Below are 12,499 nucleotides of genomic sequence, written 5' to 3' on the forward strand. Positions count from 1 at the left end.
ATGTTTGGAATCAAAAGAAAAAAACAGACTGATAGGTATAATCTTGAAAGTGAAGCTTCAAAAAATCCCTTAAAAGGGACCTTGATTGCCAGTAATTTGATTAAAGTTTATCGAGGAAGACGAACTGTTAATGGTGTTTCTTTTGGCATTCGTACAGGAGAAGCCGTTGGCATTTTAGGGCCCAATGGGGCAGGTAAAACAACTTGTTTTTATATGGTGACAGGGCTTATAAAATCTGATGGAGGATCCATTAAAATTGATGGATTTGATATTACGCATCTTCCGATGTATCGACGTGCGCGTTTAGGTATTGGATATCTTCCACAGGAAGCGTCTATTTTTCGTGGTCTTTCAGTAGAAAATAACATTAAAGCTGTTTTAGAGGTCGTTGAAAAAGATCGCCTTAAACAACGTGAAGAGTTAGATAGCCTTTTACATGAATTTAAAATTGATCATTTACGTAAAATGTCTGCACTTTCGTTATCTGGAGGTGAACGTCGGCGACTTGAAATTGCGCGCGCTTTAGCTTCTCGTCCCCATTTTATGTTACTTGATGAACCATTTGCAGGAATTGATCCTATCGCTATTTTCGATATTCAACAACTTATTCGTCATTTAACGAGGCGTGGCATTGGTGTTTTAATAACGGATCATAATGTGCGTGAGACATTAGGGCTTGTCGATCGCGCTTATATTATTCATACAGGGCGGGTGTTAGTTCACGGTTGTCCTAACGATATTATCAACAACGTTGATGTACGCAGAATTTATTTGGGAAATCAGTTTTCTCTTTGATTTTACAGCTTTCACGAGTTTCCATTTAAGTTTAACCAAACATTATTACTGAAAATTTCCTTATTTATGCCAAAACTTCTTTATGACTATAACCTTAATGTTGTTATTGAGTGGTGAAAAAGGCTTCATCATTAGAGGTTAGTTTGTTGTTTTATAAGTTTAGCTTACTCATAATTGTATCATAGAAAAGATATCACTAGATTAACGTGATAATGAGTGATAAACGAAGCTCTCAATAAATGCGTGTGTTATTGAAAGGTAAGAGATATTTATCATATTTTTCTCTGTCGAATCAAATAATATATCGATGATGCTGTTTTAGGTATTTTGATGGGAGCACCGGTTTATATATTGCGGTTATTCAATAGGAGTTGTCGTATTTTATTGGTTTATATCGCCTATTTGAAAACAGGAGCTTGGCTACAGATATCAGGCTAAATCTATAAATCTTTTAAAATAATCATTAAATTTCTAAAAATCTTTATATTCTTGTTATAAGTCGATGTTCAAGCTATACAGTAATTTTCAAAGTAAAGGTCCATTTTGCTCAGTATGCTTTTCATCTTAATTTAAGGGCTCATTTTTAAAGAAAGAAAAACTTTGATGGCGGATTATACATCAAACTCTTATGACAAGTTTAATAAATTTATGAATAATGGCCTTTTCTAGAGTCGTAAGGAAATTAACTTTATGAACAACTTCATTTCTTTGGTTTCTCATGCCGTTAATGATGATCCGAATACTATTTATTATTGTTTTAGAAGTGATATGAGATGTATTGAGCCATCACCTATTATAAATTGAAAAGTAAAAACACATGCGATGTTGCGAAAAGTGAAAGAACATTAAGTATCTATAGCGTTTATAGGTTTATTGATGAGCATTTTAGCGTGTAAGAGGAAAATTAAAGTATGAATTTGAGTGAGTTAATAGCACCGGAAGCGATCATTCCGGCTCTTAAGGCTAATTCGAAAAAACAGGTTCTGCAAATTTTAGCCGAAAAAGCTTCTAAGCTAACAGGTCTTAGTGAGCATGTAATTTTTGATGTTGTTTTACAACGCGAGAAGCTTGGTTCAACGGGTTTGGGTGGAGGTATTGCGATTCCTCATGGAAAATTACCTGATATTAATCGGATCATTGGTATATTTGCACGTCTTGAAAGTCCTGTTGATTTTGAAGCTCTTGACGATGAACCTATAGATCTCGTTTTTCTCCTTTTAGCACCTGAAAATGCTGGTGCAGATCACTTAAAAGCTTTATCACAGATCGCACGTGTTTTGCGTCACACTGATGTTGTACAAAAGTTGCGCAGTACGCATAATGCCAATGCGCTTTATGCTTTATTGATTCAAACTTCAGAATCAAATGCAGCTTAAAAGTTATTATGAGCGTATAAATTGCGAGGTATGCACTACAGAGCGTAGGAAATAATATAACTTGCATCTTAAGACTAATAACAAAAGGTTATGTCATGAGATTTAAGAAAATTACTTCTAATTGAACCTTCTTTTTAAAGAGCAACCAACAAAAACGAAGGGCTTTTCCTTTCTTGTTCTCGTATATTAAAGCATCTAATTATTATGTTCGTGGATTCTTTTATCCTATTATACTGTAAAAACACTATCATTTGAGATATGGTGAGATAAATTCTGTAAGTCTTCTTAATATATTAAGTGCTTTTAGAGTGCGTGGTAAATATTTTTAAACAGGACTTGTCTGTAGAGCCTTTAGTTAAGTGAATCACATGAGTGGGAAGAAAAGAGGAGATCGCTCGACAAGAATCCAAACTTTTTCAGTCCAGATTGGATTAAGAATCTTCGTCCTTTGAAAGCGGGAAAGAAATCAACAGAAAAGTTTATTTGTGCATTGAATTTTTTTGTAAGTTGAGTTTGAGTGTTTAGGGATAATATTTTAATGCTCAAGAAGAAATAAGAGATATATTGTATCTTCAGTATAGCAAGATATTGATTTTAAATATAATTCACTATTTCGCATGTTAGATGAGAGATCCGAATATTGTAAAATTCTCTCATTCCAAACTTGTTTATGTTGAATCAATCAAAACCATTTCCTTGCACGTTGTAAACGAAATTAGCGTGTGGATAAAAACTGTACAAGAAAGGGGTAAAAATGCTTCCTATGAATCGTCTCAAGTATCGAGAGTTGTAGCAAAACATTGGGAGCTGGAAAATAGTGTTATGGTGCCAGCTTTCTTCTTCACAAGTGGAGAGATCAACTATTTTATAGGTATGATTTAGATGTCTGCTGTTGTATAGAGCTCATGCTAAAGAACAATTTTGTACGGTAAGAATGAAAATTATACCTTTAGGTTAGGTGAAAGAGTTTTTATGCATAGGAAGATTTATTTAAGTGTCTTTAATTGATTAAAATATTGTTTAAAAAACGGTAATGTTAGAACTGCTATAGAAAAAAGTTTTATATTTCTTTTTATAAATTACTTAGAAATAAGATAAGGAGACTTTCCCAAAGAATTCTTAAGAAGTTTTTTATAACAGAAAGAAAAATATCGTCTAATACATTAAAATAATACGATTAAGCTATTATAAGCTACTAAAATCATTTTAGAAATTAATAATTGGAGATGAAATATATAGGGAAATAAGATAAAAAGAAACAAAATTGTATGTGATTATTGAGATAGAATCTAAACTCTTTATGTTTTATTATTAATATCTTGATAATATTTTATTATTTTTACAAGGTCTTTTGAAGATTGAGAAAAAGTGTTATCGGGACGATATTGAATACGAAATATGAATGCACTATAATGAATAAAAGATGGAGTATTTTGCGAACATAAATGTATTGAATGCATAAAGTCGAGAAGTGATATTCGTAAGGCGATTAAGCTTTTTTGCGGGGAGTCTGGGGTGTATTTTCAAAATTTTGCATCAGATTGCTTGTGATATAAAGAGTATGGTTTATTTCTTAACAGAGTGATGGTATATTTTCATCTCGTTTTGAAGTTCTATAGCTTAAAGAAATCGTTTTTTATACAAAAATGAAATAAGTAGCGTAAAATGAAGATATTATTTTTTAATGTGGTTATTGAATAAGAAGTTTATGTTTTGGTAACGATTAAAAGGTCACAATGAAACGTAGAAATCTATTTTGATTAGTGTGAAAATATTTCGCTTATTGAAGGAATTAGGACAATAACACATGAATATCGAGGAGTTTTTGTTGAATTTTTCCAATGAAGAAAATCTTGTTAGAGACTAAAGAAGTGAGCTAAATGAAGATGTTTGAAAAGACTGTTATTGCTGCATCTGTAATGGTTCTTGTTACAGCGGGAGTGGCATATGCACAAACGCCAAGCCGTTTAAATCAATTTGAAGCGTGGGGAGCCTATTCTTATAAATCGCCCAAAAATACGATTTGCTATGTGTTATCGGTACCTTTGAAGGCTCTTCCAACGACAGTTAATCATGGTGATAATTTTTTCTTGGTTACCAAGCGTTCTCATTCACCTATTTCGTTTGAACCGCAGTTTATGGCTGGTTATACCCTTCAAGAAGGGTCGAGAGTGACAGTGACCATTGGAGGTAAGGACTTTGATTTTTTCACGAAAGATTCCTCAGCTTGGCTGGCGTCATCAGAGCTAGAAAAGCAGCTTGTTTCTGCTATGCGTGCTGGAAGCAATATGACAGTGCAAGCGATATCAAAACGAGGAACGCATACCACTTATACTTATTCCTTAAAAGGGGTCACTGCTGCATTAAATGCAGCTCAAAAGTGCCATTAAGGTTTCGATAACTCTAAAATAGTGATGTGAATTGGAAAGCAATGGCCATTTCCTATGACCTTAGACCAGTTGGTTCATGTTTTGCACGAAAAACAGATAATGTGGTCGTGAAGGAGAGTTCTAAGCTCTCTTTAATTGGTTTGTCGCAAGATGAAATGATGCAAGCTTTAAAGACAGTTGGTGTACCAGAGCATCAAACGCGTATGCGTGTGCGTCAGCTTTGGCATTGGCTTTATGTGCGTGGTGTTTCAAATTTTGATGATATGCTGAATATTTCTAAAGCAATGCAAGAAACACTTAAGTGTCATTTCTCCATTGCGCGCCCAGAAATTGTTGGAGAACAAATATCAAAAGATGGTACGCGTAAATGGCTCTTACGTTTTCCTGCACGTGGAGCTGGAAGGCCTGTTGAAATTGAAACGGTTTATATCCCTGAAGAAGGACGTGGTACTTTATGTCTTTCATCGCAAGTAGGGTGTACGTTAACCTGCTCTTTTTGTCATACGGGAACGCAGATACTTGTTCGTAATCTGACCGCAGAAGAAATTTTGGCACAATTATTGGTTGCACGTGATTGTTTGGGTGATTTTCCTGATAAGAATACCCCTGATGGAGCAATTGTTCCCATTGAAGGACGAAAAATTACCAATATTGTTATGATGGGAATGGGAGAACCTCTTTATAATTTTGAAGCTGTTAAAAAAGCTTTATTGATTGCCTCTGATGGCGATGGACTTTCTTTATCAAAACGTCGAATTACGCTTTCAACTAGTGGAGTTGTTCCTGGAATTATCCGAACTGGAGAAGAAATTGGTGTTATGTTAGCAATTTCACTCCACGCAGTACACGATACACTAAGGGATATGCTTGTTCCCATTAATAAAAAATATCCGCTTGCTTTACTAATGGAGGCTTGCCGTAATTATCCTGGTCTTTCCAATGCAAAACGAATCACATTTGAATATGTTATGCTGAAAGATATCAATGATAGTTTAGATGATGCTAAGCGATTGATTCAGTTATTGAAAGGGATTCCTTCTAAGATTAATTTAATCCCTTTTAATCCGTGGCCAGGGAGTAATTATCAGTGTTCTGATTGGGAGAAAATCGAGCGTTTTGCTGATGTTGTTAATCAAGCGGGCTATGCTTCTCCTATTCGGATACCGCGTGGACGCGATATTTTAGCTGCATGTGGACAGCTTAAATCAGCTTCAGAGCGCTTACGTAAATCTGAACGTTTACGACTTGAAAATGCCATTGGTCATTAGGTAACGCAATTTTCAGCGATATCGAGGCCTATACTTTTTTGTTTGTAATTTAATATCCAAACTTCATGCGATGGCATATGTGAGACAGAGATTAAGATGGATAAGTGCTAGACGAACAGTTTCAGCGTTTATATGCTAAATGGGGTAAGAGATTGTCTATAGTCTGTTTACATAATCTCTGAAATAAGAAGGAAACCTAATTTAGAGGGAATATGAGGTCTTAAGGATTATAACTAATTTCTACCTTATTATCATACTCGTTAATTCGGTTTTATGTCTTTTAAAAGCATCTACGGTAATATCTTTTAAAAAGTGGAGATTGTGCACTGCCTCATGCTTTTGTTTATTATTTTCTTAAATAAGATCACGCATCACAAGCAAAACAGAGGATCTAAAATATAAATACCATTGAGTTATCCATTGATATGTTTTTTAAGTATCTCTTAGTACACTCTTCATATCACGATAATGCTTGTGAGGAGTATAACAAAAAGCTTCTGTGAATGTATTGTACTCCTACACCTTTATGTTTAATAAAGGTGTAAATTGGTACCACCATTCTATTTTTCAGCTCCCAATGTTGTAACAGCTTTTAGTACTTGAGATGGTTTATAAGAGGTGTTTTTATTCTTTTCTTAGATAGTTTTTATCCATACGAAAACTCCAGCTTCTCTTGTGATGTACAAAGGAAAGGTATTGTTTTATCCAAAACAAACAGGTTTGAAATGAAAAAATCTTATAATATTTGTTTTTTTATTTAAATTAAAAGCGATACATTACACGTATAAATCAATGTTTTGTAACCACAAGGAGATGGAGGGCAAAGCTGGTAAAAGTACCAGCAATAAGCCAGTCGAGAAAGCGAATATAAAGAGGGTTCTTTTTGAGAGTTTTGGTAAGTTTATGCGCTGTAAAAACGATTGCAATTGTAATGGGGAAAGAAATAGGGATATAAGAGAGTCCTAAAAAGAGCAATTTTTGTGTTGCCATAGGATCATTCGCATTGATAAATTGTGGTAAGAATGTCGCGTTAAAGAGTATAACTTTAGGATTGAGAAGATTAATCCCAATACCAGCAAGATAGTTACGTTTAGCGCTTTGAGATTTAGAAGATGTCTGTTCAAAGGAAAAAGTGGGGTTTCTCCGTAAAGCTTGAAAGGAAAACCATAAAAGATAAAAGGCGCCAACAATTTTCAGAAGAACAAAAGTATGTGGGGCAGCAAAAATAAGCGCTGATAAGCCAAGTGCTACAGCCGTAACCTGAATGGCAAACCCTGTTGCACTACCCAAGGCGCACATAATTCCAGCTTTTTTGCTTTGTGTAATGGTTCGTCCTACAGAAAGCATCATATCTGGTCCTGGAATAAGTGCTAAAATCAACGATGCTAAAGCAAATTGTACAACAATAGACCACTCCGGTAGAAATGACACGTAAATCTCCTTTTATTTTTAAGCAGTGTTTACTATTTATACTTTGAGGCGCCTTTATTTACGCTTTTTGCGTCTTTTTAATGTTGCTTAAAAAGAATTTATTTTTATATTTCTTACATCGTTTTGATTTTTGGGTAGAAATAAAAAAGTAGCTCATATAGAACGTTAAAATGAAAAAGTGGCAAAATATTAGAAAAGTTGTTTTGGCTTATTCAGGTGGATTGGATACGTCAATTATTCTTAAATGGTTGCAAAGTGCGCGAGGTGTTGAAGTTGTAACTTTTACAGCAGATTTGGGGCAGGGAGAAGAGCTAGAACTTGCTCGTCGTAAAGCTGAAATGCTAGGTGTTAAAGAGATCTACATTGAAGATTTGCGCGAAGAGTTTGTGCGTGATTTTGTGTTTCCGATGTTTCGAGCCAATACCGTTTATGAGGGGACTTATCTTTTAGGAACATCAATTGCACGTCCACTTATTTCAAAACGCCTTATTGAAATTGCTGAGGAAACAGGGGCAGATGCCATTGCTCATGGAGCAACAGGAAAAGGCAATGATCAGGTACGCTTTGAGCTTTCCGCTTATGCGCTTAATCCTGATATAAAGATTATTGCTCCATGGCGTGATTGGGATTTTAAGAGTCGGACAGATCTCTTTGAATTTGCTCGTATTCATCAAATTCCTGTAGAAAAGGATAAGCAAGGTGAAGCGCCTTTTTCAGTGGATGCAAATTTATTGCATTCTTCATCAGAAGGAAAGATTTTAGAAGATCCAGCACTTCCTGCTCCTGAATATGTCCATATGCGTACTCTTTCGCCGGAAGATGCTCCAGATCAAGCAACCAGAATTACTCTTGGCTTTAAAAAAGGCGATGCTGTTTCAATCAATGGAAAAAATTTATCTCCTGCAACTTTACTTGCAGAATTAAATCATTATGGGCGCGATAATGGTATTGGTCGGTTAGATTTGGTAGAAAATCGCTTTGTGGGTATGAAATCGCGGGGTATTTATGAAACACCAGGTGGAACCATTCTTTTGACGGCTCACAGAGCAATAGAATCTTTAACGTTAGATCGTGGTGCAGCGCATTTGAAAGATGAATTGATGCCACGTTATGCAGAACTCATTTATTATGGATTTTGGTTTTCGCCGGAACGTAAGATGTTGCAGGCAGCGATTGATTTATCTCAAGAACATGTTGAAGGTGAAGTCACGTTAAAGCTTTATAAGGGGAATGTAATTATTGAAGGGCGCCAAAGTAAAAAATCACTTTATTCCAGTGAGTTGGTAACTTTCGAGGATGATCAAGGTGTTTATGATCAAAGAGATGCAACTGGTTTTATTAAATTAAATGCCCTACGTTTATGTACATTAGCAAGGCGTCATCAAGTTGATAAAGAAAAGAAATAGAAAGTTACGGTGACAAGTGTAATGTGGATTAATGCTTTTGTATGAAATGCCTAGTTTAAGCATTTTTCTGTTGGTTTTTACCGTTCTTTCGTTCAATACTAGAAGCTTATCTTCTGCGCTAATAAATATAATAAGCAAAACCCATGATAATAATAGCAATGGAGGCTTCGATAATCAAAACAAGTCAATTTTGCTTTATAATATTGAATGTTTTTGATTTTTATCAGAACAAAATATGTTTATAACGAGGGCGGTTTTTGTATAGTGACTTAAGAGTATAAAGAAATTTTCATCTTTTTGCTTGCTATTATTGACGAATAAATTCAAGAACCATACACCCTATTTTAAAAGAGTGTAATTTTTAGGATAAATAATGATGCGTGATCAGTGTGATACCCTCAACCTTACGCCTGAATTAAAAGATGCAGCTTCTCAATCGAGAACTTGGCCATTTGAAGAAGCACGTAAGATTATCAAACGGTATGAAAAAACGGGTTATCCAGACAGTGTGATATTTGAAACAGGTTATGGCCCTTCTGGTTTACCGCATATTGGAACTTTTGGGGAAGTTGCACGTACAACCATGGTGCGTCATGCATTTCATATTCTCACGGAGAATAAAGTAAAAACAAAATTACTTTGTTTTTCTGATGATATGGATGGTTTGCGCAAGGTTCCTGAGAATGTGCCTGATCGCGAGAGGATGGAACATTATCTTGGTCAACCGTTGAGCCGTGTACCCGACCCTTTTGGAGATGATTATCCTTCTTTTGGAGCGGCAAATAATGCGCGGTTACGGGCTTTCCTTGATCGTTTTGGTTTTGATTATGAATTTGCAAGTGCTACGGATTATTACAATTCCGGTCGTTTTGATGAAACACTTTTGAAAATCCTTGCCTGTTATGACAAGGTTATGGCAATTATTTTACCAACATTAGGTGAAGAACGGCAAGCGACCTATTCACTCTTTCTACCGATTTCTCCCTTTTCTGGAAAAGTATTACAGGTACCGATGATTGCGCGTAATGTTGAAAAAGGGACTGTCACTTATATTGAACCTGAAACAGGAGAAACCATAGAAACAGAGGTTACGGGGGGCAAAGTTAAGTGTCAGTGGAAGGTAGATTGGGCAATGCGTTGGACAGCACTTAGCATTGATTATGAAATGGCCGGAAAAGACCTTATCGATTCCACAAATCTTTCTTCTAAAATTTGTAAAGTATTAGGTGGAACCCCCCCAGAAGGATTCAACTATGAGCTCTTTTTAGATGAGAAAGGGCAGAAAATTTCCAAATCCAAGGGAAATGGCTTAACCATTGATGAATGGCTTACTTATGCCCCAACAGAGAGTTTAGGGCTTTATATGTTTTCAAAACCTAAAACAGCAAAAAGGCTTTATTTTGATGTTATTCCTAAAGCTGTAGATGAATATTATGCTCATCTTTCTGCTTATGGTCGTCAAAAATGGCAAGAACGGCTCAGTAATCCTGTATGGCATATTCATAATGGTTGTCCACCGCAGGTTGATTTGCCTGTATCCTTTGCGATGCTTTTAAATTTGGTAAGTGCTTCAAATGCGGAGAATGCAGAAGTTCTTTGGGGTTTTATTTCTCGTTACGCTAAAGAAGCAAATGCACAAACTTATCCAGAACTTGATCAATTGGTGAAGTTTGCCATTAAATATTTTGATGTTTTTGTTAAACCAAACAAGAAATTTCGTATACCAGATGATAGCGAACGAGCAACATTAGCACAAATTGATGAAAAATTAGCTCATTTACCTGAAACTGTTGATGGCAACATATTACAAAATATGCTTCTTGATGTTGCACGATTAACGGAACGCTATCAAGATCATAGCAAAAAAAGCCCTGAAGGTGGGCCTGGTGTTTCTAATGGTTTTTTTCAAATGTTGTATGAAGTCCTTCTTGGACAAGAGCGAGGTCCACGATGGGGATCATTTATAGCGCTTTATGGGATTAATGAAATGCGTGCACTGATTGCTGAAACACTTGCACGTCCTGTGGAGGAATAATGGAACGAAGAGTGCAGGAAGTAAAGCGACGCCGTACATTTGCAATTATTGCTCACCCAGATGCGGGGAAAACAACATTAACAGAAAAGCTTTTATTGTTTGGTGGTGCTATTCAACTTGCAGGAGAAGTAAAAGCCAAAAAAGATCGTATTCAAACCCGTTCTGATTGGATGAATATTGAGCGTGATCGTGGTATTTCCGTTGTGACTTCGGTGATGACGTTTGAATATGAAAATCATATTTTTAATCTCCTAGATACCCCAGGCCATGAAGATTTTTCAGACGATACCTATCGCACACTCACAGCTGTTGATAGTGCTGTTATGGTGTTGGATGGGGCCCGCGGGATTGAGCCTAGAACATTAAAATTGTTTGAAGTGTGTCGGATGCGGGATATTCCTATTGTTACTTTTATCAATAAAATGGATCGTGAGGCACGTGATCCTATAGAGCTTTTAGATGAAATTGAAGAAAAGCTTGCTCTTGATACCGCCCCCATAACATGGCCCATTGGGTCGGGTAAAGATTTTGTCGGGACCTATGACCTTCATCATAACCGTTTTCGCCAAAAAGATGATGAGATAACACAGCGGATCGTTTCAAATCCCAGTGAGGTTGTCCATTTACTCCCTGAATATCAACGTTCCACTTTTATTGAAGGGGTAGAACTTGCTCAAAGTGTTTGCAAGAATTTTGATCTTCAAGCTTTCCGTGAAGGTCATATGACTCCGGTTTATTTTGGTTCAGCTTTACGAAATTTTGGTGTTCGTGATTTGATCAATGCACTTATTGATTTTGGTCAAAGTCCTCGTGATCAAAGTGCAGATCAGCGCAATATCATAGCAACTGAACCTAAAATGACGGGATTTGTTTTTAAAATTCAAGCGAATATGGATCCTAATCATCGTGATCGTATTGCATTTTTTCGGGTATGCTCGGGAACACTTGAACGTGGTATGAAAACAAAGTTGGTCCGAACAGGAAAACCGATGACACTTTCGGCTCCACAATTTTTCTTTGCGCGTTCGCGCCAAATTGCTGATCAAGCCTATGCTGGTGATATCGTAGGAATCCCTAATCATGGAACATTGCGTATCGGCGATACTTTGACTGAAGGAGAAGATATCCTCTTTAAGGGAGTACCAAATTTTGCACCAGAGATTTTGCGTCGTGTTTGTTTGGGCGATCCAATGAAAGCAAAAAAGCTCAAAGAAGCTTTGCAACAAATGGCTGAAGAAGGGGTTGTGCAATTGTTTATTCCTGATGATGGGTCGCCTTCTCTCATTGGTGTTATTGGTGCTTTGCAAATTGATGTTTTAAAAGAGCGATTAAAAATAGAATATTCTTTGCCAGTGAATTTTGAGTTTGCACGCTTTAATTTATGCCGTTGGATTTCAGCGCAGAGCAAAGATGAGTTGCAAAAGTTTCTCAGCAATCACCGCTCTGCTATTGCGTATGATTTAGAAGGTGATCCAGTTTTTTTAGCGGAGAACCATTTTTCATTAAATTATGAAGCAGAAAGAGCTCCTAAGATAAAATTTTCTACTTTTAAAGATTATCAAGTAAGCTTTTAATGTAAAGAAGAATTTTTTATGTAACAATTTGGTTGATAATGATTTTTCATATTGAGTTGGGGATCTGAATATTGTTATTTTTTCTGAAAACAAAAGGAGTATGTAAAGAACACTTTCAGATTGCACTGTATAAAGAATACGGTAAATTTATTTTATAATATTCAATAAGTTATAATATATTTGTAATTGTAACGTCTTTTAAAATTTTGATATATTTTTTCACA

General features: G+C 35.9%; 8 protein-coding genes. 7 read left to right on the forward strand and 1 reads right to left on the reverse strand.

The window, feature by feature from the left end:
* From lptB to rlmN, 4 genes are all read left to right on the forward strand, one after another.
* Positions 1-795, forward strand: a complete 795-nt coding sequence (gene lptB / locus ACFINW_RS01170; protein ID WP_012754448.1) for an LPS export ABC transporter ATP-binding protein — start codon at positions 1-3, stop codon at positions 793-795.
* A gap of 911 nt (positions 796-1,706) precedes the next feature.
* On the forward strand, positions 1,707-2,171 hold the full coding sequence (ptsN, locus tag ACFINW_RS01175) for a PTS IIA-like nitrogen regulatory protein PtsN (RefSeq protein WP_375611353.1): 465 nt from the start codon (positions 1,707-1,709) through the stop codon (positions 2,169-2,171).
* 1,886 nt (positions 2,172-4,057) lie between these two features.
* Positions 4,058-4,561 (forward strand): invasion associated locus B family protein, encoded by a 504-nt coding sequence (locus ACFINW_RS01180; RefSeq protein WP_375611465.1) that lies wholly within the window; start codon positions 4,058-4,060, stop codon positions 4,559-4,561.
* A gap of 41 nt (positions 4,562-4,602) precedes the next feature.
* Positions 4,603-5,829 carry a 23S rRNA (adenine(2503)-C(2))-methyltransferase RlmN gene (gene rlmN, locus ACFINW_RS01185; RefSeq protein ID WP_375639804.1) on the forward strand — a complete coding sequence of 409 codons (1,227 nt, stop codon included), beginning with the start codon at positions 4,603-4,605 and terminating at the stop codon, positions 5,827-5,829.
* A gap of 789 nt (positions 5,830-6,618) precedes the next feature.
* Here the strand turns inward: rlmN and ACFINW_RS01190 are convergent.
* The gene (locus ACFINW_RS01190) at positions 6,619-7,260 is read right to left on the reverse strand and encodes a LysE family translocator (RefSeq protein ID WP_375612781.1); all 642 of its coding nucleotides are present in this window, start codon (positions 7,258-7,260) and stop codon (positions 6,619-6,621) included.
* A gap of 170 nt (positions 7,261-7,430) precedes the next feature.
* On the opposite strand from ACFINW_RS01190, the gene ACFINW_RS01195 reads away from it, so the two are divergent.
* The 3 genes from ACFINW_RS01195 (at position 7,431) to ACFINW_RS01205 (ending at position 12,275) form a co-directional block, all read left to right on the forward strand.
* Complete coding sequence (locus tag ACFINW_RS01195; protein ID WP_375673667.1) at positions 7,431-8,666, forward strand: argininosuccinate synthase; 1,236 nt, start codon at positions 7,431-7,433, stop codon at positions 8,664-8,666.
* Positions 8,667-9,039: 373 nt separating this feature from the next.
* Entirely contained in the window at positions 9,040-10,701 is a 1,662-nt protein-coding gene (locus tag ACFINW_RS01200) for a lysine--tRNA ligase (protein ID WP_375673669.1), read from the forward strand.
* Positions 10,701-12,275, forward strand: coding sequence for a peptide chain release factor 3 (locus tag ACFINW_RS01205; protein ID WP_375639794.1), 1,575 nt, complete (start codon positions 10,701-10,703; stop codon positions 12,273-12,275). Before ACFINW_RS01200 ends, ACFINW_RS01205 begins: the two co-directional genes overlap by 1 nt.
* Positions 12,276-12,499: the final 224 nt, after the last annotated feature.

It is taken from the genome of Bartonella sp. AA18HLJMS, from assembly GCF_042197245.1.
GTDB lineage: Bacteria > Pseudomonadota > Alphaproteobacteria > Rhizobiales > Rhizobiaceae > Bartonella.

What these genes read in the sequence shown, in the direction of transcription:
- ACFINW_RS01200 (WP_375673669.1), top strand. Translation starts at nt 9,040, where the DNA reads ATGATGCGTGATCAGTGTGATACCCTCAACCTTACGCCTGAATTAAAA.
- ACFINW_RS01195 (WP_375673667.1), top strand. Translation starts at nt 7,431, where the DNA reads ATGAAAAAGTGGCAAAATATTAGAAAAGTTGTTTTGGCTTATTCAGGT.
- ACFINW_RS01205 (WP_375639794.1), top strand. Translation starts at nt 10,701, where the DNA reads ATGGAACGAAGAGTGCAGGAAGTAAAGCGACGCCGTACATTTGCAATT.
- ptsN (WP_375611353.1), top strand. Translation starts at nt 1,707, where the DNA reads ATGAATTTGAGTGAGTTAATAGCACCGGAAGCGATCATTCCGGCTCTT.
- lptB (WP_012754448.1), top strand. Translation starts at nt 1, where the DNA reads ATGTTTGGAATCAAAAGAAAAAAACAGACTGATAGGTATAATCTTGAA.
- rlmN (WP_375639804.1), top strand. Translation starts at nt 4,603, where the DNA reads ATGGCCATTTCCTATGACCTTAGACCAGTTGGTTCATGTTTTGCACGA.
- ACFINW_RS01180 (WP_375611465.1), top strand. Translation starts at nt 4,058, where the DNA reads ATGTTTGAAAAGACTGTTATTGCTGCATCTGTAATGGTTCTTGTTACA.